The sequence below is a fragment of the Dolichospermum circinale AWQC131C genome (assembly GCF_000426905.1).
GTDB lineage: Bacteria > Cyanobacteriota > Cyanobacteriia > Cyanobacteriales > Nostocaceae > Dolichospermum > Dolichospermum circinale.
Map to the genome: position 1 here is coordinate 7,690 of NZ_KE384611.1, position 26,057 is coordinate 33,746.

Consider the following 26,057-nt stretch of genomic DNA (forward strand, 5'->3'; position numbering starts at 1 on the left):
ATTCATTAAAATCAGCATCTCTGGTAACAATTATAAATTTATTTTGTTTTGCAAATTCCCACAAAATTCTATCATCCGCTTGATCTAAACCTAAGAGAAAAACGTGCTGAGAATTGGGGTAAATAGCAGCGAGTTTATCTACTAACCGGGGTGATAGATTATGATCAAATAATAACTTCATGCTTGCACCATCAACATTTGTCTTTCTCTATCAGCAGCATAGCTAAGACAAGCTAAAATATCTGCTTGTGTTAAATAAGGAAAATCATTTAGTATTTCCTCATAAGTCATGCCAGATGCAAGGTATGATAAAACGTCATATACAGTAATTCTCATCCCCCGAATACAAGGTTTACCTCCCCGTTTTCCTGGTTCGATGGTAATTATATTTTGATACTGCATAGTGTTTAAAGGTAGGTTTTGTTTTCTATTTTAGCGTTTACCCATAGACATCGCTAGGCTAACAGTATATATGGTATCTAAACTTACATTTATAAAAATTGTTTACCCTATTTATAAGTACATTTGTTCTATATTAGGATAATATGACATTCTCAATTTTTCAATAGGAGTAAATCTATGTCAAATCATAGCGGAAGTTATATGTTAAATGAAGTAATTACAATTTTGAGACGTGAGCATTGTTTTGACCATTTGGATAAAGAAAAGAAGCAAAATTTGATTGAAGAAATTGTTAAACTAGCTGGTTATCAATATGATTGTAATTCGGGGGAAATTTTGGAAGGACACACAGAATTTTTTCAGTTGTGTTATTGTTGTTTGGCGAAAACTAATGATCTGGAATCTGGTCTTTGTGTAAAATGTAGGTGATAGGTTATGGTCAAATAGTAACTTTATGTTTGCACAGCTAATATTAAGGAAATTATTCAGTATTTCCTCATAAGTTACCCAGAAATAATACATAATAAAACATTATGATTTATTGTGACGATTTCACTTGTTCTAATAGTTGTTTAATTGATTGTCCAAGGTTGATATTAAATTCAGCAGCTTGACGTAATTCATCTATAGATTTTAAGTCTTTTCCTTTTTTCTCTAGTTCAGTAGCTATAATATTTAATCCTTCTGATTTCTCTTGAGGATTTTCGTTTTCTAAGATAAATTGACATAATTCAATAACTCTTTTCCTATCTTGAAGTCGAACTTCTTGATAAATATACTTTTTGCCATCAAAGTATCCTCCTGTCAATAATACAAGCTCATTAAGTGCTTGTATTATGGGTTCTTTTGCCTGTTGATTTGAATCTAGATTTTGTTTAGTAGAGTAAATTAATCTACAGAACCAAGCTGGTTTAGTGAATAGTACGTATCCGACATATCCAAGAAACCCAAATGAAACTAAGTTAGTCCAGATTTCTACTGTATTATGCTCTTGGCAAGCTCTTTTTTCAGAATAATCTCGTAGAAACTCACATCTATCAGTTGAAGAACAACCTGTAATACTAGAAAATACAATTAACGCCAATATAATTGTAATATTCTTTAGAGAAGTGAAATAATTGAGATTGTGTTTCATCTTAAATTCCTATTTTTTCCAAAATCGTTGGCATTGCTACCTTTAGCACTTCAACTAAACCAGTTCTTTTATGATGTTCACAAAGATTTCTTAATAAATGTTCTTGTTGTTCAGTATATGGTGAATCTTTGTTATATTTTTCCAATAGTTTTGTGTGCAAATCAACTACAACTTTTATATGTTGCAGAGTCCAAAATTTTGTTGGAAATGCTTCACTTAAATCGTTTGATTTTCGCTGCCATAAACAGATTATTCCCTCATTGTTTAATGCTGTATCTTCATCCTCATAATATAGCTCATCTACCATATGTTGGATAGAATAAGTATACATATTACGATTTTCTGGATGCAATGTATTATAATCATCCTCCTTAAAATAGCGAACTTCTGGATATGAAATATTTATCTTGGACTCCCAGCTTGTAAAAACACCATAATACCATTTTGATCTTCTTTCATGTTCTCCTCCTCTTTCTTCATTTTTAGCTTTTACATAAATATACTTTCCATCTCTTGGATTATCAACTAACCAGACATATCTTCTAGATGATACTATAATTTCTTCCATATCTTTATCTTCTACATTTGCCATTAATGCTCTTGCCGTTTCATTGCCAAATTTTTGAAATATTTCATTATTTTTTATTTTTTTATTTTTTGTTGTTTTTAGTTCATCTTTGACGGTGTAATGTCCCTTGAAATGTGCAGATAAAAAAGACCCATAAGAAAAGAAAATTGCATAATAATACATTTGCATAGCTTGAGTAGTTAAATAAGAATTTCTTTCTAACAATATGCCTGCAAAAAACCACTGCCAAGCGTTTAACATCTGTAGAAAAATAACTGTAAATGACCATTTTTTATAAATGGCAATTGTGTCTGGATCATCAACTTTATTTTCTGCATTTACATTTACTCCTAATAAATTTAGTTCTTTTAATTGACTAGCCAATTGGTCATTATTTAAGTTGTAATATCCTTCAAGTTCATTAAATTCACTTAATAACCGTTTAAACGAAAAAGTGGTTTCTCTGTCGTTATTAGACATATGTTTAGATCATTAAATTTCTAATAATAGACTTAATATAAAAGAGACTCACTGTCAATAGTTATATCTAAATTGCAATATATTTTAATACAATCAGATGACACATTACCAGGATTAAATTTCACTGTGTTATTTCCTCACTTTCTGGAAATATCGGAGCCGCATATTGTAAAGAAAAAGATGTGATCTCAAGTTGATCTTCTTCTGTCCAACTATCACTTTCATCAATAATAGATAAACTTTCCTCAACTAAATTATTTTCTAATGCTTTTAGTATGAGTCTAGCAATTATATCTTGTTCAGTTTCAGGAAGTTGCTTTATTTTTTCAATAGCTTGTTCAAGTAACTTAGTCATAGTTTTTACCGTTAATCATCATCTCTTATACTAGATATGATACAGCCAGGGAATAAATTCCCTGTCTAAAAGCAAAAGTCGGTTAAAACCGACTCATAAAAAATCTCTTTTCCTCTTTGCGTGAGAAAATCTTTTAACTTTGATTCGCCATCCAATTTACCAAATCATCAGGTTGTGAAAAATCTAAAATAGCTTCCGAAAGCTCATCTAACTTTTCACCAGATAACTCTTTAATTTGTGACTCCAACTTTGCCGAAACCTCCCCAATACGACGTTTCAACTGACGGAAAATAAGCTGTAATTTACCCCGGTTAATAATCTCTTGATAAATCACTGATTCTTCCATAGTTTCCTCCCGAAAATATTGTTTAATCAACTGTTTCTCAAACTTTAAACCAGCCAATAATTCCACACAAGCTGCTATAGTATTTTGTTGTGCCTGTTCTTCTATTTTATCTATTTCTAAAGCAACTTGCTGAAGTAACTTATTTGGTTCATCTGTCTTGGCTAAAACCGCTAAAGGTAATAAAGCAGGAGATTTTAAAAGTGTTTCGCTGTCTTCTTCCCATACTCTAATTACTTGATATTGATGTCGTGTATTCCCCACTATCAATCTATCAACAAAAACATCAGGTGAATTTGTTTCTTTGAGAAAAATTACCACCTGTTGTATAGGACACAAATATTTACGATAAATCCTCAACCAATAATCTAACATTCTCACAGGTAGGGGAGTATCAGATTTTGGTGTAGTTTGAATTTCCAAATGCAAAATGCGGTTTAATTTCGGTAGTCGAAACAACGCATCAGCACGAATGGGGTTAATAGGTAACTCGGTAGGTAGCACCTCAATTTCATCTATATCTTCTGCAATTAACCATTGCACAAAAGATAACGGGTAAGTATCCGTGAGGTATCGGCAAATATTATCGTAAGCCAAAGGTTTTTAGTAAATATCTAACATTATTATATAATATCATGCAATACGAATGATGATCACAAACCCATGAGTAAAGAAAATATTACATTTAGAATAGACAGCAGCAAAAAAGCGGCTATAGACGCATTAGCAAAAGGCATAAACCGAGACAGAAGTTATATTCTCAATGAAGCAGTTAACGCTTATTTAGAAATGTATCAATGGCAAATCGAAGAAATCCAAAAAGGTATTGCTGAAGCGGATGCTGGAGATTTTGCCAGTGATGAAGAAGTAAAAGGGACATTTGCAAGGCTAACAAATGCAGGTTAAATGGTTAAAATGGGCGCTGCGTAACTTAGAACAAGCGCGTAACTACGTTTTTCAAGATAATCCTACCGCAGCACAGGGATTAATAATCAAGATTCAAAATGCTGCTAATCAATTACAAAAATATCCCTTTATGGGTAAAAATGGCAGAGTTGAAGGTACAAGAGAATTGATAATTTCTAATTCACCCTATATTCTGATTTACCGAGTTAAGGAAGAATCTGTAGAAGTTCTGCGAATACTGCATACATCAAAACGCTATCCAGAATAACTAAAAGTAATAGTCGGTTAAAACCGACTATTTTTGTTTTTTAGTATTACTCTAGTTCATCAGGATTCACACCCAAAGCCTTTAACTTTTCAGCTAAAAGTTGGGTTTTTCTCCTTTCTACGGCTAAAGCTGTTTCTGCTTGTTCAGCACGTTGTTTTTCCTGTTCTAGAAGTTGGCAAATTTCCAGATATGAAGAAAATTTATTACCATCAGGACGATAAATTTGTAATTCTTCCCCTGATAAATCAAACTTAATTCCTAACCTGGGACTAACCCAATTTTCTATTTCTGAAATGACATCTAAACCATCTTCCGTTTTTAACCATCCTCTCAACTGATTGTTTTGAGGATTGTAAATATAATATTCTTCTACTCCATGTCTTTCATAAAATATCAATTTCCTCTCCATTTCGGTTTGGGAATTGCTAGGAGAAAGAATTTCAAAAACTACCTGGGGGGCAATATTATTTTCTTGCCATTGTAAATAAGAACCGCGTTTACTTTTTGGTCGTCCAAATACAACCATAACGTCTGGTGCATTGACTATATAATTTTTCCCTTCAATGGGATACCAAAATAAATCACCAGCCACAAAAACATCAGGGTTATCTGCAAATAACCAATCTAAATTTTGTTGAATAACTAATATCCAACGAAACTGTTCTGTATTATTAGCCATTGGTTGTCCATCACTGTCTGGGTAGATGACCTCTGATGTACTTAGTGTTAGAGGTTGAGTAACCATAACTTTAAACTAGTTAGTTGTTTACTTTACCAATATTTTAGCACTAAAGAATAGATACCCTATTTTTTAGTAATATTTATCTATAGGAATAATCTTGGATTTATGAAAAGATACCTAGGGTGCGTCAGATATTACAAATCTGTTTATTGATTGAATTTACGCAGTCTGACGCACCCTACAATACCTGTTTTTTTCGGAAATTTAATATGACTTCTATACTTATTTACTGAGAAACTTTTAAAAATCCTCATCATCAACAAAAAACTCTGCATCTTCATCTATTCCAGATTGAGATTCTCCCAACTCCCAAAGAGGCTGTAAAACGGCTGTAGCTAACAAACCAACTGCGACACTAAAAGCTAACATTAACCCGAAGGGAATTTGTATTGATTGAAAAACCAAAAACTTTAAAGATACAGGAGTAGCATTTTGGACAGAAATGAGAGCGATCGCTACTACCCAAACAGCTATAATTAGTAATATTAAAAAATTGGCCAATATTTTGAATATCATAACTTAAATCTTTAAATAAATATCATCCCCCTCCTCGCTTGCGGGGAGGGGTTAGGGGTGGGGTTCTATGCTAACTTAGCAATTTCACCTTCCATGAATTTAGCAATCTGACTAAGTTTTTCTGGTGAGTTAGTTTCCATGTACACCCTCACCAAAGGTTCTGTACCAGAAGGACGCAGTAACACCCAGCTACCCTCTTCTAAATAGAGTTTGATACCATCTTTCCTTCCCACCTCTTTGACCTTAATTCCTGCCACTTCTGAGGGGGGATTTTGCGTGTAACTATTAATCACAGCGATTTTATTAGCTTCTGTGAGGTGTAAATCCAAGCGATTGTTATACAAAGGACCATCTGCTTCGGCTATAGCTTCCTGTACCAACTGACTTAAAGGCTTACCTTCATAAGCGATCGCTTCAGCCACTAGCATATCTGCTAAAACCCCATCTTTTTCAGGAATATGGCCAATGATACTTAAACCACCGGATTCTTCTCCACCAATCAAAACGGCGGTTTCCCGCATTTTCTCACCAATATATTTAAAACCCACCGCAGTTTCATAAATCTCCAGCCCATACTTAGCCGCAAAATTATCTAATAAGTGCGTAGTTGCCACAGTGCGAACGATTGCACCGCTTTTACCCTTGTTTTTAATCAAATGTCGTGCTAGGACTAACAACACTGTATTGGGAGTGAGGACATTACCTTGTTCATCAACAATACCAAAGCGATCGCTATCACCATCGGTAGCCAAACCCAAATCCGCATGATCAGCCTTGACAGCGGCCACCAACTCAACTAACTGTTCCCCTTTGGGTTCAGGCATACCACCCCCAAAAAGCACATCTCGCCAGGTGTGGAAACTTTCTAATTGACAACCACAGTGTTGCAAAACTTCATCCAAATAACCACGGGAGGTAGAATAAAGGGCATCATATTTGACCTTTAAATTTGCACTTTTAATTTTTTCCACATCCAACAAGGTGTAGATAAAATGCAAATAATCGGGTTTGGGATCAAAAGTAGAAATTGTACCAGACGGGTTACTTCCAGGTAATTCATCGGATGCCGTTTCTATATTGGCGACAATAGTATCAGTAATTTCTGGAGTTGCAGGACCCGCGTAATCGGGTATATATTTAATCCCACAATAAGGTGCAGGATTATGACTAGCAGTGAACATCAAAGCCCCTGCGGAATTGAGAATACGGGCATTGTAGGCAATTACTGGGGTGGGACAATCCCGGTCAGTAATTTGTACATTCCAACCCAAATCTGCTAAAACTGCGGCAGATGTTTGGGCGAACTCGTCAGCTAAAAACCTGGTATCATAGGCGATTAAAACTGGTTTGTCCTTAGTATAAGCAGTTTCCAAATAACCAGCTATTGCCCTGGTTACTTTCCGCACATTTGGAAACGTAAAATCATCAGCAATAATTCCGCGCCATCCATCAGTACCAAATTTTATCTTACCGGAATTGCTAGGGTTGCTCATATTACCACTCTCTCCCGTGCATCATTATTACTATTTACTATCAGGAAATATGCCGCAAAGCTGTGGAACAGCCACTAAGCTGCAAGTATCCCCAAAGTAATTTCTCTCACTTAACAGTCCTAATGTCAACCGTTACGCAGCTAAATTGTACAATCCTAATATGGCCAAATCTTGTGGTGTGGACATCCTGCCCGCTATAATTATACAAATTAAATGCAGTACAGCTTACCTGCTCTATTTTCCTGGATTTGCATTCCCAGCCAGAGCATAAGTATGATAGCTGAGAATCTCCCGGTGGACTCCCAGTCTGGAGACTGGAAGAAAGGATAAATAACCTTAAAAGGGCGGTAATTCTTTCAGGATTGTAAACCGAATATGGTTAATAGCTAAATCACCCAGCGAAATATCCTCTTTAGTCAAGCGGACTCCATTCTGGCTTAAAGTTTCAAAGGATATACCTTTACCAATTTCGATATGATACCAGCATAAACCCATGAAAAAGCGTGTAGGATAGGGTCCACCTTCTTCGAGATCATCAGGATTAGATTCCATGGGCAACCAACCCATACCGGGAATATAAAATTCTAACCAAACATGATTAAAATCGGGTTGGAGGGGAACTCCCTGATGTTCAGCATAAACTGGACATTTGTATCTACCAACAGTGCGACAAGGAATACCATTCAAGCGACAAAGTGCCAGTAATACACCCACATATTCTCCACAGGAACCAACACCACGCTCTAAAACCACATCTGGCGAATCAATATGGGGTTTAATACCATAGGATAATTGATCATAGACGTAGTTGCGGATACTGTACATTTTCCGTAACAAGTTAGTTTCTGAACCGATAGCTGTCTTGGCCGCACGGATAACCATATCCGTATCCATTGCTAAATCATCATCATCTACCAGATAGCGAGTTTTTAATTCTGGTGACAGTTCTGGTAACTTTTCCACGTCTCTGGGAGTAATGCGATATTTAATACTCCATACTTCCACAAGTGCTTTCCAGCCAAATATATGGCGTTCTCCGGGAGTGAGGGTGTCAAATTTAAAAACGGCTACCCTTTGTCCGTCAATGATTTCTTCTGTGAAGGGTAAGCCGATCGCTTCAACTTGCTTAACTTTTTGCCGTTCCGTTTCTGAGGGTAGGGCAATACGCCATTCTATATCAGTTAAATAAACCTCATCAAGGGGGGAAATTTCCTCAAGATAGGACATTTCTATGAGATAACCATTAGAAAGGGCGTAGCGTTTATCCTCCTGGTAATGATATTGTAGAGCATGAATGAATGTGCGATCGCGGTATGTTAACTCATAGCAGGGATCAGCATTAGGATTATCCCGAATATAAGGTTCTTCACTGGAGTATGCCACATAAAGACGATCTTTACCTGCGTCCTCCTGTCCGTAAACAGCGATACCCGTTGGGGAATCAAAAGGAGTAAGAACACTGAAACGGACTTCCCCGGTTGCCCTATCCATAGAGTAAACAGTTTGTTCCGTGCGATCGCATATCCACAGAGTTTCTTTTGTCACTGCTAAATTTTCTATGCCGACACCAGGGGCGTAAAATTTAGTGATTTCCCTGCGGGTATCACGGTCAAAAATTAAAATATAGCCAAGTCTTTGACAACTGACATAAACGGTAGATTCCCAAACAGCAACGCCGTCAGCGGTATAGGGTAAAGTCACAAAATGTTCTAAACCTAAAGAGGCGAATTTGCAAGAGTAGACACTATTACCACGAGTTACCCAAAGATAACCTTGCGACATAGCCAATCCGGTAACTTCCTTAAATTCACGGACTTGGTGGGGATTGATAATTTTGCTGTTATCGCTGAGGGGGTCAATTTCTAATAAATGACCTTTAATTGTATCAATAGCAATGAGTCTATTTTCGGCAAAAGCAATTCCGTGCAGGGTAGCAGCAGTAATTGGCCTGATAATTCTTTGCTGTTCAAAATTTTGGTTCACTGTCAAACTGGGTAGTGGGAAACTCGTGTTATTGAGCATAGTAGTCATAAATTATTACTTTTTAACGTCAGTTGTTATTTAGGGAATAGGACTTACGCAAAATACCTCCCAAAGCCTCTCTTATTCGTGATCTTGTTACCCATTAACCAATTACCCATTACCCAATTCCACATTTTCTGACATCACTAAATTATGATCGAATTTTGCAACCATTTCCTGTAACTTACACAATGTCTGCTCATTCTTTACCTAAAGCTACCAAACACTGGCATGGTTTGGCAGTTGATAAAGCCCTAGAAATGCTAGATAGTGACGCAAACAACGGCTTAACGTCCCAAGAAGTTGAACAGCGTCGTCAAAAATATGGAACGAATGAACTAGAAGAAAATGGCGGTCGTAGCCCTTGGCAAATTCTCCTAGATCAGTTTACCAATATCATGTTATTGATGTTGATTGCAGTTGCCTTCATTTCTGGTTTTTTGGATTTGATGGCTTTGTCTAGGGGGGCATTAAAAGCCGGCGAAGTGCCATTTAAGGATACAATTGCCATTATGGCCATCGTTATCCTGAACGGTATTTTGGGCTATGTCCAAGAAAGCCGGGCGGAAAAAGCTCTAGCAGCCTTGAAAAAACTATCTTCTCCTTCGGTGCGAGTCCTGCGTGACGGTAAACTGGGGGATATAGCAGCCAAGGATCTAGTCCCAGGGGATATCATGCTACTAGAAGCGGGAGTGCAAATAGCCGCTGATGGTCGCTTAATAGAACAATCTAATTTACAAGTGCGTGAGTCTGCTTTAACTGGTGAAGCTGAGGCTGTTAATAAGCAAGCTATAATCACATTACCAGAAGATGCACCTTTAGGCGATCGCCTTAATTCAGTTTTTCAAGGTACGGAAGTTGTCCAAGGCCGCGCTAAGGTGTTGGTAACTAACACGGGAATGGCCACGGAATTAGGTAAAATTGCTACCATGTTACAATCTGTGGACGGTGAACCTACACCCCTACAGCAACGCATGACTCAACTGGGTAATGTCCTGGTCAGCGGTTCTTTAATTCTTGTAGCCATAGTAGTTGGTGGTGGACTTATTCATGATCTAACTCAAGGAATAGGCTGGAAAAATTTACAAGAATTAGTGGAAGTTTCTTTAAGTATGGCTGTGGCGGTAGTTCCCGAAGGTTTACCGGCTGTAATTACCGTTACCCTGGCTTTGGGAACTCAGCGCATGGTCAAACATAATGCTTTAATTCGCAAACTCCCAGCAGTAGAAACACTCGGTTCTGTAACTACTATTTGTTCTGATAAAACCGGAACTCTGACTCAAAATAAAATGGTAGTCCAGTCGGTTTATACCAATAATTCCACCTTTCGCGTCACTGGCGACGGTTACACCCCCATTGGTGATTTTCAGTTACATGGTAAAAAAGCCAGTTTAGATGAATTTCCAGAAATTTCCGCCCTGCTTGTTCCCTGTGCTGTTTGTAATGATGCTGTTTTGCAACAACAACAAGGACAATGGGCGATTTTAGGCGACCCCACGGAAGGGGCTTTAGTTACTTTGGCGGGAAAAGCAGGAATTGAGCAAGACCAATGGTATAGTAAATTACCTCGTGTGGCAGAATTTCCCTTTTCCTCTGAACGAAAACGCATGAGTGTGATTTGTCAAATAGAAGCTGTGGCTACTGGGGAATCTTCTTTAACAGCCATTGACCCTGCTATTACTGGTTTTGTCGAATCGGAAGAATATCTCATGTTCACCAAGGGTTCACCAGAATTAACTCTAGAAAGGTGCACAAAAATCCATTTAGGTGATAGGGCGGTTCTTATCAACGCCGAACAACGCAGCCAAATTCTAGTAGCTAATGACCAAATGGCGGGTCAAGGTTTGCGGGTCTTAGGTTTTGCTTATAAACCCCTGACGGAAGTTCCTGCTGATGGTTCAGAAGACACTTCTGAGGTAGATTTAGTTTGGTTGGGACTGGTGGGAATGTTAGACGCGCCTCGGCCAGAAGTGCGGGCTGCTGTCGAAGAATGTCGCCACGCTGGTATTCGTCCGGTAATGATCACTGGCGACCATCAATTAACCGCCCAGGCGATCGCTATTGATTTAGGAATCGCCCAAAAAGGTGATAGAGTTCTTACTGGTAAGGAATTGCAACTACTAAGTGACCAGGAATTAGAAGCACAGGTAGACTTAGTGAGTATTTACGCCAGGGTCTCCCCAGAACACAAATTAAGAATTGTTCAAGCATTGCAACGTCGTGGGCGATTTGTGGCTATGACGGGCGATGGCGTGAATGATGCTCCCGCCCTCAAACAAGCCGATATAGGCATTGCCATGGGCATCACAGGTACAGATGTGAGCAAGGAAGCCAGCGACATGATCCTGCTAGATGACAATTTTGCCACCATAGTCGCTGCCACTAAGGAAGGTAGAGTTGTTTATACTAATATTCGCAGGTTTATTAAGTATATTCTTGGTAGTAATATTGGTGAAGTTCTCACCATTGCGGCCGCACCCTTGTTAGGTTTGGGTGGTGTTCCCTTGAGTCCTTTGCAAATTCTCTGGATGAATTTGGTTACAGACGGTTTACCAGCTTTAGCATTGGCTGTAGAACCCCCTGAACCTGATGTGATGCAGCGTCCCCCCTTTAGTCCCCGTGAAAGTATTTTTGCGAGGGGTTTGGGTGCTTACATGATTCGCATTGGGATTGTTTTCGCCATTATTACCATTATTCTCATGCAGTGGGCTTATCAACATTCTCACGCACCTGGATATCAGGGACATGAAGATACTTGGAAAACAATGGTATTTACTTCATTATGTCTAGCACAAATGGGTCATGCGATCGCCATTCGTTCTAATAATAGACTTACCATTGAAATGAATCCTTTCTCTAATATCTTTGTATTGGGGTCAGTCATTGTGACGACAATTTTGCAATTGATGTTAATTTATGTTCCCCCCCTGCGAAGTTTCTTTGGTACTCATGCACTCAGTTTACAAGAACTAGGAATTTGTATTGCATTTAGTGCTTTAATGTTTGTCTGGATTGAAGGTGAGAAATTATTTTTCCGCTTTAGGGGACAAAAAAATGTTTAATAAGTAAATTGTCTGATAAAATAGCCAGATCAGGATTTACAGGATTTGAAAATTACCAAGATTTAATTTCATTATCTTTGTGTTTTTTTCATTCCTGTTTATCCCTTAATTTTGTATCCTTTACAGGAACAATAATCATAAATACCCGTATTTTGTGTACAATTCTCACATTAATTAGGAAATAGTAGGAAATAGATATCATGGGTGAATCAAAACGTAGAAAACAACAAGATCCCAATTACGGAAAAGTTAAACATCCTGTCAAAAATCTGATGAAAGTTTTTTGCCCGTTTTTTGAAGATTACGATAATTTACCTGATCTTAATTCTGATAATATATCATTGATGATCGCCAAGGCAGGATACAACAAAACCGGCTTGAGAGGAATAATTTTAAAAGGATTTCTAGCGGAACATTTAGTCAAAGATTATCCAGAGGAATCTGAACTAATACAAGCTTTCAAACAACATGGAAATATTTATGTAACTTCAACATTAGCCTCAGCTTATTTAGAAAATGCTATCAACAAAGAGGATAATGTGAGAAAATTTGAAACCTATAACCCGGAAAATGAATTTATACGCATTGACAGCGATTCTCAAAAGTACCAATTAGATTTGGTAACAGTACCTTAAGTAGGTTGGCGTTAAAAATTGTCGTTATGACGAGGGAACAGGGAACAGGGAATAGGTTACAGGGAATAGGGAACAGGGAACAGGGAACAGGGAACAGGGAACAGGGAACAGGGAATAGATTACAGGTTACAGGGAATAGGGAATAGGGAACTCTTAACTGGGAACACAGGAAGAAAGACAGAATTGATACCTACTGAGTCTTGTATAGCTACGCGACCCAAGCTATCAAAAATCAAATAGGAGTCCTATATATGTTATATATATGTATTTAAAAACTTTACATTTGAAACAATTTCGTAATTATCAAGATCAAAAAGTTGAATTTACCGCTGCTAAAACTATTTTGGTGGGTAATAATGCTCAAGGAAAATCAAATTTATTGGAAGCTGTAGAACTATTAGCAACATTGCGATCGCACCGCATGGCACGAGATCATGATTTAATTAAAGAATGTGAGTCTACAGCCCAAATTAGTGCTAATTTACAAAGGATTCATAGCAATAGTGATTTAACCCTCACTCTCCGTCGTCAAGGCCGTCGCACTGTCGCTATTAATGGGGAAATAATTCCCAAACAAATGAACTTTTTAGGTGTTCTCAATGCAGTAGAATTTTCTAGTTTAGATTTAGAATTAGTACGAGGTAGTCCCGATAGTCGTCGTCATTGGTTGGATACATTATTAATTCAACTAGAACCAGTTTATGCCCATATTTTACATCAATATAACCAAACTTTACGCCAACGTAATGCTTTCTTAAAACGCTATATCAATACACAAGAAAAGTCTCTACAATCAGAATTAGCTATCTGGAATGCACAATTAGTTACCGCTGGGACAAGAGTAATTTTAAGACGAGATAGAGCCATTCAAAGATTGTCTCCTCTAGCTTCTGCATGGCATAATAGTATTAGTGGAGCATCAGAAAATCTAGAAATTAAATATGCTGCTAATGTTCCTTTAGAAAAAAATTCTCCCCATGAATTACAAGCTGCTTTTTTTGCTAAACTACAACAAAGAGCGATTCCTGAATTACATCGAGGCATAACTTTAGTTGGACCCCACCGTGATGAAATAGAATTAATTATTAATCAAACTCCAGCGCGAAAATATGGTTCTCAAGGTCAACAAAGAACATTGGTTTTAGCTTTGAAATTAGCCGAATTACAATTAATTGAAGAAGTGATTAATGAACCACCTTTGTTATTATTAGATGATGTTTTAGCTGAATTAGATCCATCTCGTCAAGGTCAATTACTTGATGCTATTCAAGACCGATTTCAAACTTTGATTACTACTACTCATTTAGGTGCTTTTGATTCTCAATGGTTAAAATATTCCCAGGTTTTATCTGTGAGTGCGGGAAAAATTGACAACTGATACCAATTTTATAGCAATTCCCAAGCTCAATAAATACACCTCAACCGAGCTAAGGCTATACCCCCCCTAATCCCCAGAATTTTTTGAAGCTAAATAGAAATTATTCTTATAATAGAAAAACACTTTGCAAACATTGGAGATTTTCAACTACCCGAAATCGTCAGAAAATAATGGCACATCATAAAATTTAAACTTTTGGTCTACCGTAATTATTGTTAAACCTTCCACCAAAGCTTGAGAAATTAACATCCTATCAAACGGGTCTTTATGATGCCAAGGTAAACTACCCACATTTAAACAATGCTCCGCCGAAATATCCAAAACTTGAAACCGATTATCCCGAAGCACCGCTAACAAATCATCGGGTTGCTTCAACTTTCCTAACGAAGTTTTAATCGCTATTTCCCATATTGTTGCTGCGCTAACAAAACTATCATTGACTGGATTTCTAATAATTTCTCGCACATCTGCCGACAACTTTGGGTCATTTGCTAACCACCACAATAAAACATGAGTATCTAATAAAAACCCCATTAACCTTTTCCATAAAACATAGCGTTAATCTCCTCTGACTCATCATCAAAATCATCAGCCATCCAAACGCGCCCTTCCCAAGCCCCAGGAGTCCGCGGCTCAAGTTCCGCTTCATAGCGGATCAAACGCACCAACGGTTTACCCTCTCGACTAATGACCACATCTTCACCCTCTAACACTGACTCTATTAATTCGAGAAGATATGCCCTTGCTTCTTGAACTGTTGCATTCTTCATAGACAAAAAAACTAAAGAGATTAAAATCTAATTATAAGATGAAAATAATAATTCAGAACAACTTAAACAAGCTATTTTAAAACTGAATTGGCTGTTAATACAGCTGATGGTGGGGTACAATTGTTAATTATCAGCCGTCCTAATCTGGGTGAAAAAGGCAATTAATCTCATGTAAATTTTTCTGTTCACCTACTTAATTAAATTTTTCTAGTCTTTTAAAAATGTGTAGAATAATTACAGTTAAAATAGCACCCATTAATCCTAATTGCCATAAACCACAGCCAGCAGCAATTCCCAAAGCAGCGGATACCCAAATTGCAGCAGCAGAAGTTAATCCGTGAACTTCTGGAGATTTTGATGTTTGGGAAGATTGACGCAAAATCTCCCCAGCACCTAAAAACCCCACTCCAGCAGCGATACCTTGAACTACGCGACTAATAGCATCAGCACTAAGTTGTGTTCCACCTGTTTGGATAGTAATTAGAGTAAACATAGATGAACCCAAACTGACTAGCATATGAGTTCTTAAACCAGCCGGCTTGTTTTTAATTTGCCTTTCCAGACCAATTATAGCCCCAATAAACAAGGCCAAACATAGACGCAGCCCGGTATTCAACCAATCACTGCTAGTAATATAATCAGGATTTGTCAAGTTCTGTAGGTGTTAAATAGTTCAACGGTGGAATATGTGAAGTTAAAAACAAAATATATTTCATTTTTGACAGTAATTAGTAGTATAGTAACAAAAAGTATTTAATCAATAATATTAATAATTAATTTAAAATTAATTTTGTCTGACTACTTACTCACTCCCTTGTTGGTCCTACGAACGATTTTAAGGTAACACGGAATTACCAAATGAAAACTGACACCTAATGAATTGAGTGGATAAACTCTATTGGCTTGACAAAATCACACTACAAGACCGCGCTCAAGTAGGCCTTTTAGCGTTTTACTTAAGCAAAATCCAACAACGAGGCTACCCTGTTCTCCCTGGTTTTGTAGTAGCAGCGGATGTTTTAAAGCAATTCCTAGAAAATCTCAACAGTTCAGAGTCTTTAATTGCTGATTTACCCCATTCTTCTCTGCACTTAGACGTAAACAATTGGCGACAACTTCAGCAGGTAGCTGGCCGTTTGCGTCAGGAAATTATCTCGGCCACTATACCACCTGATTGGGTAAGGAAAATTTTTGCAGCTGGTAAACAATGGCCAGGAAGTAGTTTAATTTTACGTCCTAGTCTGGCAATATCAAGTAATCAAGAAATGAAAAATGTGGCCGGGTTATTAGATTCGGTGTTTTGTCCTTGCGAAGAAGCGGAAATTGGCGCAGCTTTAAAGTTACTTTGGAGTCAGTTATTCCGTGCTAGAAGTTTAGTATATTGGCGGAGTGTGGGTGTTACTTTACCGCAAATTAATTTAGGGGTATTAGTACAACCAGTTGATTCTTGTATCGCCTCTGGTGTTCTGAATATTAACACCTTGGCTTATGATATTGAAGCTACTTGGGGGGATTGTTTAGCAATTACTAATGGTGAAGTATTACCAGATGTTTACTACATAGAACCCCAAACCGGCTTGGTTTTAGAAAGACAATTGGGTAATAAAATTTTGGCTTATGGTCTTGATAATGGCACACATTTAGCTGGTGAAGAATTACAAATATCAAATCATAATTGTTTACCCGCTTATCTTTTATCAGAATCTCAACAACAAGAATATGCTTTACCTGAAGAATACTTACAGGAATTAATTGTTTTAGGAAATCGCTTAATTGCTGAACTGGGTACAACTTTAGCTGTAAAATGGCAACTTGTCCCCTCATATTTAGCCTCTAAACTCTATATTACAGAGGTTACTATTCCCCAAGCGATAAAACCGAATATCCAATTTATTCAAGGTATTGGGGCAGCTAGGGGCAGAATTATTGCTAATGCTTATATTCTCAATTCCACACAAAAATCCCTACAAGTTCCCCAGGGTGTAATTCTGATTACATCAGTTATTACTCCTGATTATTTACCATTATTACGAGGTGTTGCTGGTATTGTTACTGAACAAGGTGGGTTAACTAGTCATGGTGCAATTTTAGCCAGAGAATTAAATATTCCTGCGGTGATTAGTGCCACGGGCGCGACGAATATTTTACAATCAGGTGAAAAATTATTACTAGACGGTGACAAAGGAGAAATATATCGTCTTACAGAAGAAGAGGAAAATTTGCCGATTGCGGAGGTGGAAAAAACAATGGATGATGAGAAAATATCAGATCATCAATTTACAAATTTACCAATAATTGCCACTAAGTTAATGGTAAATTTAAGTCAACCTCAATTAATTAAACAAGTACAAAGTTTACCTGTAGATGGTGTGGGATTATTACGTTCGGAATTGATGATATTAAATATTCTCAAGGGAAAACACCCTCAAGAATGGTTACTAGAAGGCAGACAAAAGGAATTATTAGAGTTATTATCTGAGCAAATTATGCAGTTTGCTCGCGCTTTTTTACCTAGACCTATTTTTTATCGTTCTTTAGATCTACCAGCCTATAATTTAACATCATTGGGCGCAGATTCCCCCTTATCACAGTCATCAATTCTCGGTGAGAGGGGTGTTTTTAATTATATGCAGTATCCGGCGATTTTTGAATTGGAATTACAAACTTTAGCGATAGTTCAAGCATCTGGTTATAGAAATATTAATTTGCTATTACCTTTTGTCCGCACTGTGGAAGAATTTGTATTTTGTCGTCATAAAGTTGCCGAATCTGGGTTAATGAAAAACCATCAGTTTCAATTATGGATCATGGCAGAAGTTCCTAGTATACTATTTCTATTACCTGAATATATTAAAGCTGGTGTGATGGGTATTTCCATTGGCACAAATGATTTAACTCAATTATTATTAGGAGTAGATCGAGAACAGGGAAAATTTGCAACAATATTTGATGAAAGTCATCCAGTAGTGATGAAAGCAATATCTCAATTAATTCAAATGGCTAAAGATGGGGGTATTCCCTGTTCTATCTGTGGTCAAGCTCCCGTACTTTATCCAGAAATAATTGATCAGTTAATAGAATGGGGAATTACTTCTATTTCTGTAGAACTGGAAGCTGTAGAAAGGACCTATAAAGCGATCGCTCGTGCTGAACAAAGATTAATTTTAGCCGCAGCACGCAAGCAACTAAGAACTTTGTAAATTTTTCTTAATTCTATCATCAATAACATAAAAAACAACTATTATAGATAATATAGCAATCCCCATAGTTCATTGATTTTTATATAAATGTTATTCCCAAAATTTCAACAACATCTGACTAATTTAATAACGACAGCAGAAACTATGCTGGCTTCATCTCGGACTGGTAAACCAGAAGAAAATACAAAAGATAGTCTGATTGTCCCTTTTCTGGATGCACTAGGTTATACAACAGAATATCGGACACTTGAAGGATCAATTCGCAGCTTAATTGGCACTACTACATGGGTAGATTATTTATTACGTAATCAAGTAGGAAAACATCCAAAATTGATGTTTGAAGCTAAAAGTTTATGGGACAAAAATATCTGGGAAACCAATACACAACAAGTTTTAGATTACCTGAGAAACTATAGTTTAGATATTGGTACACAAGAACCTGTACTGTGGATTATTTTATCTAATTTTCGGGAATGGCACATTTTAAGATTACAAGATAGAAAGCCTTTTTGGTCATTTACACTTGAGGAACTAAAAAATGATCCTGAACTGGTAAATAGAGTATATACTTGTCTGCATCGTGAAAATTTATCTAGTAACCGTTTAGAAGCATTTTATAGTGAAAAAACTAGAGAAGAATTAGGAACAAAATTTTTAACAGACCTGAAAATTTGGCGCGTCATTCTTGCCAATGGCATTAAAAAATCCCAACCTGATTTAAGTTTAGAGAAAATTCGTGAAGCAGCACAAATTATTTTAAATCGTTTTCTATTAATTAGACTTTTAGAGACATTTAGCCGAGAAATGCCCTTTAATTATCTTGGTAGAGTTTATTATAACTGGCAACAAACCTTTCCAAATTTGCCTTTTATTGAACAACTAAGACAGGCTTTTAGAAGTACATGGTTAGACTATAATACTGAATTATTTCAACCTTCTTGGATTGATGAATTAACTATTGATGTTGAGTATTTGGAATCAATTATTGTCATTAATGCAGTGCCACAAGAAGACATACTTGATACAATTACCGGAACATTAGCTAATTATCGTTCAATTTATAACTATGATTTTACAACTTTAACCCAGGATATATTAGGTACTGCTTATGAACAATTTTTAGCCCATCAATTAATTCTTTCTAATGATGTTGTGCAAATTTTAGAAAATCAAAAAACCCGCAAAAAAGAAGGTATTTTCTATACTCCTAACTATATAGTCCGTCGCATTGTTTATCAATCTTTGCAACCATTAGTAAAACCTAAAATTGATCAAGCTATTGGGTTATTAGAAATAGGTGAATTACAGCAAGCTCATGTAGTCGCAAAATCAGTTTTAGAAATTACAGTTCTTGATCCTGCTTGTGGTTCAGGTTCATTTTTATTAGGTGCATTTGATTATTTATTAACAGAAATAAAACGTTATAATCTCGCTTGTCAAAATGCAAAAATACCCGAAAATTTTGATTTATTTAGTCATGTAGCACCTCAACCAATTATTAATCCTGAAGAACAAATTTTAGTCAAAATGCTGCATGGAGTAGATCGAGATCCCCAAGCAGTATTATTAGCAAAATTATCACTATGGACAAGATTATTACGTGCGCGTCCTGGAGAATATGGTAGACGCAATGGTTCTATATATTCTCATTTACCAGCACTGACTTTAAATATTCGTGTTGGAGATAGTTTAATTCATAGTCCCACTAATTTAGAATCTTTTTCTCAACAATTAACAATAGTCGCAAATTTAGCTAATATTGCTAGAGATACTAGTCAAAGTGAAATAGAAAGAAATCAAGCAGTTAGTAATTTAGAAAATACAATTGCTGTGATTAATCAACAAGTTAATTCTGTTTTAACTGCTTTTTTTGCTAGTGATGAAAGTATCAATTCAGTAGTTTATGCAATTAAAAATAGAGAAGCTGAAGTATCAGAAATAGAAGCAATACGAGAATTGATTACAGAAAATATTAATTCTGAACAAACTTTAGAATCAACTTTAGAAAATTGGACATCTGCTGAATTAGCGAGAGTTAAATCTGAACTTATGAGTTTAGAAACTGCTCAAGAAGAGGTAATTATTAAACGTCCATTTAATTGGGAGATTGAATTTTCTCATATTTTTGATCCGAGATTACCAAAATCGGAACAAGGGTTTTCTGTAATCATTGGTAATCCTCCTTATTTTAATGTTGATTCAACCTTTGGTAGAGGTGCATTAGAATTAAAATGGTTAAAATTTGCCTATCCTGATATTTACACTGATAAAACTGATATTTTGTTTTATTTCTTCCGTCGGGGATTTGAAATTTTAAAAGTAGATGGTTATTTAAGTTTTATTATTTCTCGTGCTTTTATTCAAGGTGATAAATCTAGAAGTTTGCGAGAATTTATTTGTAAAAATACCAAAATAGTCAATATTATTGATTTTTTAGGACATCAAGTTTTTAAAGCGGGAATTGCTACTTGTATTATTGAATTTCAAAGAAAAAAACCTCAACCAGAAGATATATTTACAACTTTCTATGTTTTGGATCTTGATGTTGTCAAAAAAACTTTTATAAGTGATGATTGTTCTTTACATTTAAGTCAAGGTGTAACTCAGGTAAATATTACTCAATATAACTTAAATGATCATCGTTGGCAAATATCTCCATATAATGATATTTTTCATAAAATTGATTCTCAAGGTGTGAAACTCAGAGAATTACCTGAATGTGATTTAGTAGAGCAGGGTATTCAAACAGGAGAAAATAAGATTTTCGCACCTGAGCAAGGTTTTCCATCTAACTTTCCCAAAGAAAAACTATACCAAATAGTTAAAAATTCGGGAATTTTAGCCTATGGCTTTATACCCGATAATTCTCAACTATTGTATATTGAAAGTAGTGAAAAATTTGAAGATTTATCAATAGCAATTCAAAAGTATTTACTTGCAAATAGAAACAAGTTAGAAAGCAGAGCAGCTTATCAGGAAGGAAGTTGTGAATGGTATGCTCTACACAGATCAAGACGTAAAGATCAACACTCTCATTTTCGACCTAAAATTTTATGTCCATATCGTGCCACTAGTAATAGATTTAGTGTTGATTTAGAAGGTAATTTAGCAGGTTTAACAGATACTACAGCTATATTCTTACGAGATATATATTGTTATGATCCAGATGATTTAAAACTTGATAAACTATACGCTTTGGTTGCTTTACTTAATTCTCAAGTCCTGAAATTTCGTTATACTGCATTAGGTGGAATTGGTAAATTGACAGGAAAAGGAATATTTGAATATTTTGAAAATCAAGTTGGTGATTTACCAATTCCTCAGTTTAATGAAGAAAATCATCATGACTATCAAGAGTTAGCTAAATTAAGTCGTGAAGCTCATGATATTTGGCAAAGTCGTTATCAAATTATCACGACTTATGAAACTAAAGCCGCGAAAATTCCTAGTCAGGAAGTATCATTAAATGAATATCACAAATTATCTAGTGATTATGCTGTAGATATTGAATGGGAAAGTCCCAATGCTAATCAAGAAGGACATTTACTAGAATTAAAAATCGAACCCACTGCAAGTGGATATATTATTTGGGGAGAAGTAACAGATGATGAAGATTGGAAGGAAGGTGATAGAAAATGGATAGAAATAGCTAATGTGAATATTCGTAACCCCTATTTACGGAGATATATGTTAGCAAGATTGATTTATTTAACTGAATTTGATTCATCTTTCCGTCGTAAACAAAAATTATCGCGGGAAATAGGAAACTTAGTTAATATTACTTTTGATGTTTTAAAAGTCAATAAATATGATCAAGATAGATTTAGTAATCTTAGGGCTTTAGAAATTATTGTACAGAGAGTTAAGCAGGAAGTTGGTAGATCAGATTTAGAAACAGTTTTACTTAGACAAATGGAAATCAAAAATCAAATTGACAAAAAAGCTTACCGGATGTATAAAGTAGAGGAATATGTAGATATAATTGAACAAGCTTTGAAAGTTTTTTTGTAATTTTAATCTCTAACCCCAGCGCCAGGAAGGAGGGGACTATTTTCTAATTGCATACTCTTATAGGGTGCGTTGTCCACGAAAGAAAACACACCACTAGAGATTAATATCAAATTAATATCGGCAAATAGCCGCTACTTTGACTCCGCTAGGCATTGCTTCTGGTTCAAGAGTATAAACTTTACCACCATTTAATATGGTGTGAATCACGGCAAAATCTAACATATCTTCATCATCTGGCGCTGGTTCTGAGTGTAACTCAACTGTGGCATTTGGTAAATCAAATTTACCCCATATATGTTGTTTTAGAGGCACAAACAAGGTATCAACTCTTTGATAATATGCAGCCGGAATAATTGTTTTTATGTCATTGGTAATCTTGGTACTTTCTTCCCCTGCTAATTGCAGATAAACAGCCATTATATCTTCATATTCCTGTTGAAATAAAGGAGAAACAATTTCCCAAGCTGCACGATTTAATTCTTCTGTTTTCATCAGTTCTACATTACCAGTAATACCTGTTTCTAAAAAATGTGGATAGGTATTAGCCTTTTGGTAAATTGGTAATAAATAATCTACCCCTGCTAATATTAAAGGGGCTTTTTCATCTCGTAAAGTTTCATGTAATGCAGTATCAACTGCATAACAAAAATTTAAAATCTCTCCCTCATGTTTTTCTCGATCTGAACTACCCTGTCCATGGACAGAACCCGGTTGTTGAGCCGCATAACTTACACTTCTAGGTGTACCAATTCTGTGCTGTACACCTTTTTGAAATTCATCTTCTAGAAGTGTTTCTTCTAGACTTTGCGGCATATTTTCTACTGCTATTTCATCCAATTTGTAGCGCGTTCCTGCGTAAAATTTAACATGATTTTGACTCAAGGACAAAATATAGAATTTTCCATCATTATTAATCAGTTCTAGTAAAGGTTTGATATGAAAATTCTTGCCAACAATTGCCAATTGAGGAAAGGAAATTGGTAAACAATAGTAACGAAATAGATTGGGGGAACTAAAAATTACCAATCCCTGATTTTGATTTTCCCAAAAACCAATATTATCTAATTCCATCGCTGGTTTGAGCAAATTTACCGACTCCGTAGGACGTAAACCCATTTCATCTAAGCGTTTTTCCGCTTCCCGAATTAAATTTTTAAACCGAATGGGATTTTGTCGTGTTTCTCCTCCTAATCTTTCCACGGGTAGATACAGAGAAACGCAGGGATACTGAGGATTTTGGACTAAATTTTTGAGTTCATCAAGAGAAAATATAGTCATAGATTTTATCCACAAAGGATGACTAGAGAATATAAATTCTATTCAACTCTTGATATGGCAATTTTACATCTTTCTTTTGATAAGAAATTACCCGCTTTCTCTGCCTTTTTATAGATAGAATCAGATACGGGTGTACAAATACATACAGATTGTGATTATTTCCAGCAGGAATTATTGCTTTTTCAGAATACTGGGAATTGTTGTTAAGATGCGGGTGGCAATTTCTGCTGGTGTTTCGTCAGCAGTAATGGTAATATGTAAATCAGCTTGGGAATACTTATGTTGACGTTGTTCTAAAAGCAAGCTTAATTTACCATGAGGATCGGCATTTTGTAACAATGGTCTTGTATTATCTTCTGCCAAGCGCTCTAATATTATTTGTATTGGTACATCTAACCAAACTACCAAACCATGATGAAGATAACCCCAATTTTGCTGCTGCATGACAATACCGCCACCCGTAGCTACAATTAACTTAGTATAGGCACAGACTTGAGCTAAAACATCACTTTCCAATTGACGAAAATCAGCTTCACCATTTTCGGTAAATATTTCATTGATAGATTTACCCGCTGCTTTAACTATGATTTCATCTGTATCAACAAATCTATAACCGATTTCCTGTGCGAGTAATTTTCCTACTGTTGTTTTCCCAACTCCCATCATCCCAATTAAGTAGAGGTTAACCCCTTTTAATAAATTAGTCACCAGTCTTTTTCTCCTGTTAAATTATTAATTATTATGCCTTTTTTTGATTAATTTTGGCAATTATAGCTGTAATCTACATCATAAATATAAGGATTAAATCAACAGTGTGGTACAAGTACATTAAAATTGCTGTAAATTAGCGTTTAGTCGGTTTATTTTCGTCCTTATCCTCAAAATCATCATCTTCAAAAAAATCCCAATCGTCATCATCTGCTTGATTTTTGATCGGTTCTTTATAGGGAGGAATAATTACCCGATAATCAGCATCATAAATCGCCTCGGTTTTACCGACAGCAGTATTTTTAGGTGCTTGGGAACTGTAGGAATAAACGGAACTAGTTCGGGAATTACTTGTTGATTCTAAATTTTCACCATCATCCCAATCATCTTGATCTTGATTTGTATTCCAATCATCTTGATCATTAAATTGACTCGCGGGAGGTTGGGGGGGACTGCTAGGGGGTCGAGTATTTTGTTTAACACGCTGGGCAGTGGTCGGTGGCGATTTGGGTATAGATTGTTGTTCTTGTAAGTTCAAATTAGTAACAAATTTTAATAACCTAGTAATTACTAAAGATGTAAAAACACCAGCGATTATACTCAATAAAACCCACAATCCTAATGGTAATGATTGACTTTGCATTCCCAAAAATACTAGAGGCAGCGATCGCCCAAAATTTTGAACTAATATAATTATTAGTCCTAAGATTGTTGTCACCAAGATAATTAAGCGAATTACATCCATAAAAAATTTCAAATTAAAGCAGGAGTTAAAAATACATTCAGGGAAAAGAAAATCGCCGATAGCATAGCGTGGCCTTAGCCATACATCAACCACTTCTACCTTAAAAATCTTCTGTTTTCTCTTGTAGTGCGGGTATCTTGCCCGCTAAATATGTACCTCATAACACCGGGAAGTGCTGTAAATCATAATAAATCATAATAAATCATAAAGTTGATCAAATTTATCCATCTTTATCTGGGTTAATCTGCGGTAGTTTACTAAAAACAGAATTAAAAATTAAAAATTGAGTTCTTCTATTTTTAATTTTTAATTTTTAATTTTTACTGACTACAAATGACCTTGCCATCGCTGTATAGGAATACAATCAATATCCAACTGATCTAAGGCACGAGCAACCACAAAATCCACCAAATCCTCAATAGTTTGAGGATTGTGATACCAAGCAGGAATAGCGGGGACAATTCTCACACCGGTTTCTGCTAGAGTAGTCAAGTTACGCAGATGAATTAAGCTAAAAGGAGTTTCTCTGGGAACAATTACCAGTTTACGTCCTTCTTTAATTTGTACATCAGCGGCTCGTTCTAGTAAATCGGAACTTAGTCCGACCGCAAGTTTGGCAACTGTACTCATACTACAAGGAATAATGATCATGCCCAAGGTGCGAAAAGAACCACTGGCAATACCCGCACCAACGTCACTCCAAGGATGACAGCGGAGTTTACCTTGTTGGGGAACTTCCGCTTGTTCTCGCCAAAATTGCTCTTGTTTATCTGGTTCTCCTGGCATTCGGATTTTCTGTTCAGCTTGCCAAACTGTGTAAGTTGATTTAGAGGCTACTAATTCAATTTCATATTCTGCTGCTAAGAGGAATTTGAGGGCGCGAACGGCGTAAATTAGACCAGAGGCCCCGGTTACGCCCAGGATTAAAGGTTTGGTTTTATTGGTCATTGGTCAGTGGTCAGTGGTCAGTAGTCAGTGGTCAGTGGTTAGTGGTCAGTGGTCAGTGGTCAGTGGTCAGTGGTCAGTGGTCAGTGGTCAGT

The 26,057-nt window shown here is 36.2% G+C and carries 25 protein-coding genes; 8 read left to right on the top strand and 17 right to left on the bottom strand.

Annotated elements, in window-relative coordinates:
* Positions 1-181, bottom strand: a 181-nt coding sequence (locus ACIR131C_RS22505) for a DUF5615 family PIN-like protein (RefSeq protein WP_035371858.1), incomplete at its 3' end; no start/stop codon positions are given.
* A complete protein-coding gene (locus ACIR131C_RS0110740) occupies positions 178-402 on the bottom strand; it encodes a DUF433 domain-containing protein (RefSeq protein WP_028090188.1) in 225 nt (74 codons plus the stop codon). The genes ACIR131C_RS22505 and ACIR131C_RS0110740, both read right to left, overlap by 4 nt.
* 201 nt (positions 403-603) lie before the next feature.
* Between ACIR131C_RS0110740 and ACIR131C_RS0110745 the strand changes: the two genes are divergently transcribed.
* Positions 604-831: a hypothetical protein gene (locus ACIR131C_RS0110745; protein WP_231395447.1), complete on the top strand. Its 228-nt coding sequence runs from the start codon at positions 604-606 to the stop codon at positions 829-831.
* Positions 832-940: 109 nt separating this feature from the next.
* On the opposite strand, the gene ACIR131C_RS0110750 is transcribed toward ACIR131C_RS0110745, so the two are convergent.
* The 4 genes from ACIR131C_RS0110750 to ACIR131C_RS0110765 all read right to left on the bottom strand — a co-directional run bounded on the left by ACIR131C_RS0110750 (position 941) and on the right by ACIR131C_RS0110765 (position 3,826).
* Positions 941-1,537 carry a hypothetical protein gene (locus ACIR131C_RS0110750; protein ID WP_028090190.1) on the bottom strand — a complete coding sequence of 199 codons (597 nt, stop codon included), beginning with the start codon at positions 1,535-1,537 and terminating at the stop codon, positions 941-943.
* 1 nt (position 1,538) lies between these two features.
* The gene (locus ACIR131C_RS0110755) at positions 1,539-2,585 is read right to left on the bottom strand and encodes a hypothetical protein (protein WP_028090191.1); all 1,047 of its coding nucleotides are present in this window, start codon (positions 2,583-2,585) and stop codon (positions 1,539-1,541) included.
* Positions 2,586-2,706: 121 nt separating this feature from the next.
* Positions 2,707-2,940 (bottom strand): hypothetical protein, encoded by a 234-nt coding sequence (locus ACIR131C_RS0110760; protein WP_028090192.1) that lies wholly within the window; start codon positions 2,938-2,940, stop codon positions 2,707-2,709.
* 133 nt (positions 2,941-3,073) lie between these two features.
* A complete protein-coding gene (locus tag ACIR131C_RS0110765) occupies positions 3,074-3,826 on the bottom strand; it encodes a DUF4351 domain-containing protein (protein WP_334310861.1) in 753 nt (250 codons plus the stop codon).
* Between the two features lie 120 nt (positions 3,827-3,946).
* Between ACIR131C_RS0110765 and ACIR131C_RS0110770 the strand changes: the two genes are divergently transcribed.
* On the top strand, positions 3,947-4,189 hold the full coding sequence (locus ACIR131C_RS0110770) for a CopG family ribbon-helix-helix protein (RefSeq protein ID WP_028090194.1): 243 nt from the start codon (positions 3,947-3,949) through the stop codon (positions 4,187-4,189).
* Positions 4,179-4,457: a type II toxin-antitoxin system RelE/ParE family toxin gene (locus ACIR131C_RS0110775; RefSeq protein ID WP_028090195.1), complete on the top strand. Its 279-nt coding sequence runs from the start codon at positions 4,179-4,181 to the stop codon at positions 4,455-4,457. The genes ACIR131C_RS0110770 and ACIR131C_RS0110775 overlap by 11 nt, the downstream gene beginning before the upstream one ends.
* Positions 4,458-4,503: 46 nt before the next feature.
* Here ACIR131C_RS0110775 and ACIR131C_RS0110780 read toward each other — a convergent pair whose 3' ends face one another.
* The 4 genes from ACIR131C_RS0110780 to ACIR131C_RS0110795 form a co-directional block, all read right to left on the bottom strand.
* Positions 4,504-5,202 (bottom strand): Uma2 family endonuclease, encoded by a 699-nt coding sequence (locus ACIR131C_RS0110780; protein ID WP_028090196.1) that lies wholly within the window; start codon positions 5,200-5,202, stop codon positions 4,504-4,506.
* 237 nt (positions 5,203-5,439) lie between these two features.
* Entirely contained in the window at positions 5,440-5,715 is a 276-nt protein-coding gene (locus ACIR131C_RS0110785) for a lipopolysaccharide assembly protein LapA domain-containing protein (RefSeq protein WP_028090197.1), read from the bottom strand.
* 65 nt (positions 5,716-5,780) lie between these two features.
* The gene (locus ACIR131C_RS0110790; RefSeq protein WP_028090198.1) at positions 5,781-7,208 is read right to left on the bottom strand and encodes a phosphoglucomutase/phosphomannomutase family protein; all 1,428 of its coding nucleotides are present in this window, start codon (positions 7,206-7,208) and stop codon (positions 5,781-5,783) included.
* Positions 7,209-7,544: 336 nt separating this feature from the next.
* Complete coding sequence (locus ACIR131C_RS0110795; protein ID WP_028090199.1) at positions 7,545-9,230, bottom strand: transglutaminase domain-containing protein; 1,686 nt, start codon at positions 9,228-9,230, stop codon at positions 7,545-7,547.
* 191 nt (positions 9,231-9,421) lie between these two features.
* Between ACIR131C_RS0110795 and ACIR131C_RS0110800 the strand changes: the two genes are divergently transcribed.
* The 3 genes from ACIR131C_RS0110800 (at position 9,422) to recF (ending at position 14,305) form a co-directional block, all read left to right on the top strand.
* A complete protein-coding gene (locus tag ACIR131C_RS0110800) occupies positions 9,422-12,292 on the top strand; it encodes a cation-translocating P-type ATPase (protein WP_028090200.1) in 2,871 nt (956 codons plus the stop codon).
* 200 nt (positions 12,293-12,492) lie between these two features.
* The gene (locus ACIR131C_RS0110805) at positions 12,493-12,927 is read left to right on the top strand and encodes a hypothetical protein (protein ID WP_028090201.1); all 435 of its coding nucleotides are present in this window, start codon (positions 12,493-12,495) and stop codon (positions 12,925-12,927) included.
* Between the two features lie 262 nt (positions 12,928-13,189).
* Positions 13,190-14,305: a DNA replication/repair protein RecF gene (recF, locus tag ACIR131C_RS0110810; RefSeq protein WP_028090202.1), complete on the top strand. Its 1,116-nt coding sequence runs from the start codon at positions 13,190-13,192 to the stop codon at positions 14,303-14,305.
* Between the two features lie 147 nt (positions 14,306-14,452).
* Here recF and ACIR131C_RS0110815 read toward each other — a convergent pair whose 3' ends face one another.
* From ACIR131C_RS0110815 to ACIR131C_RS0110825, 3 genes are all read right to left on the bottom strand, one after another.
* Complete coding sequence (locus ACIR131C_RS0110815; protein WP_028090203.1) at positions 14,453-14,839, bottom strand: type II toxin-antitoxin system VapC family toxin; 387 nt, start codon at positions 14,837-14,839, stop codon at positions 14,453-14,455.
* The gene (locus tag ACIR131C_RS0110820; protein ID WP_028090204.1) at positions 14,839-15,075 is read right to left on the bottom strand and encodes a type II toxin-antitoxin system Phd/YefM family antitoxin; all 237 of its coding nucleotides are present in this window, start codon (positions 15,073-15,075) and stop codon (positions 14,839-14,841) included. The genes ACIR131C_RS0110815 and ACIR131C_RS0110820 overlap by 1 nt, the downstream gene beginning before the upstream one ends.
* A gap of 193 nt (positions 15,076-15,268) precedes the next feature.
* The gene (locus tag ACIR131C_RS0110825; protein ID WP_028090205.1) at positions 15,269-15,727 is read right to left on the bottom strand and encodes an MgtC/SapB family protein; all 459 of its coding nucleotides are present in this window, start codon (positions 15,725-15,727) and stop codon (positions 15,269-15,271) included.
* A 232-nt stretch (positions 15,728-15,959) separates the two neighbouring features.
* Here ACIR131C_RS0110825 and ACIR131C_RS0110830 point away from each other — a divergent pair, with 232 nt between their 5' ends.
* Together ACIR131C_RS0110830 and ACIR131C_RS0110835 are read left to right on the top strand one after the other, a co-directional pair.
* Positions 15,960-18,275 (top strand): putative PEP-binding protein, encoded by a 2,316-nt coding sequence (locus tag ACIR131C_RS0110830; RefSeq protein WP_028090206.1) that lies wholly within the window; start codon positions 15,960-15,962, stop codon positions 18,273-18,275.
* 144 nt (positions 18,276-18,419) lie between these two features.
* Positions 18,420-22,286: an Eco57I restriction-modification methylase domain-containing protein gene (locus tag ACIR131C_RS0110835; RefSeq protein ID WP_231395448.1), complete on the top strand. Its 3,867-nt coding sequence runs from the start codon at positions 18,420-18,422 to the stop codon at positions 22,284-22,286.
* A gap of 111 nt (positions 22,287-22,397) precedes the next feature.
* Here ACIR131C_RS0110835 and ACIR131C_RS0110840 read toward each other — a convergent pair whose 3' ends face one another.
* The 4 genes from ACIR131C_RS0110840 to ACIR131C_RS0110855 form a co-directional block, all read right to left on the bottom strand.
* A complete protein-coding gene (locus ACIR131C_RS0110840) occupies positions 22,398-23,564 on the bottom strand; it encodes a baeRF7 domain-containing protein (RefSeq protein ID WP_028090208.1) in 1,167 nt (388 codons plus the stop codon).
* 171 nt (positions 23,565-23,735) lie between these two features.
* The gene (locus ACIR131C_RS0110845; RefSeq protein ID WP_028090209.1) at positions 23,736-24,272 is read right to left on the bottom strand and encodes a shikimate kinase; all 537 of its coding nucleotides are present in this window, start codon (positions 24,270-24,272) and stop codon (positions 23,736-23,738) included.
* Between the two features lie 136 nt (positions 24,273-24,408).
* On the bottom strand, positions 24,409-25,017 hold the full coding sequence (locus ACIR131C_RS0110850) for a LapA family protein (protein ID WP_028090210.1): 609 nt from the start codon (positions 25,015-25,017) through the stop codon (positions 24,409-24,411).
* A 327-nt stretch (positions 25,018-25,344) separates the two neighbouring features.
* A complete protein-coding gene (locus ACIR131C_RS0110855) occupies positions 25,345-25,965 on the bottom strand; it encodes a flavin prenyltransferase UbiX (RefSeq protein WP_028090211.1) in 621 nt (206 codons plus the stop codon).
* Positions 25,966-26,057 lie beyond the last annotated feature (92 nt).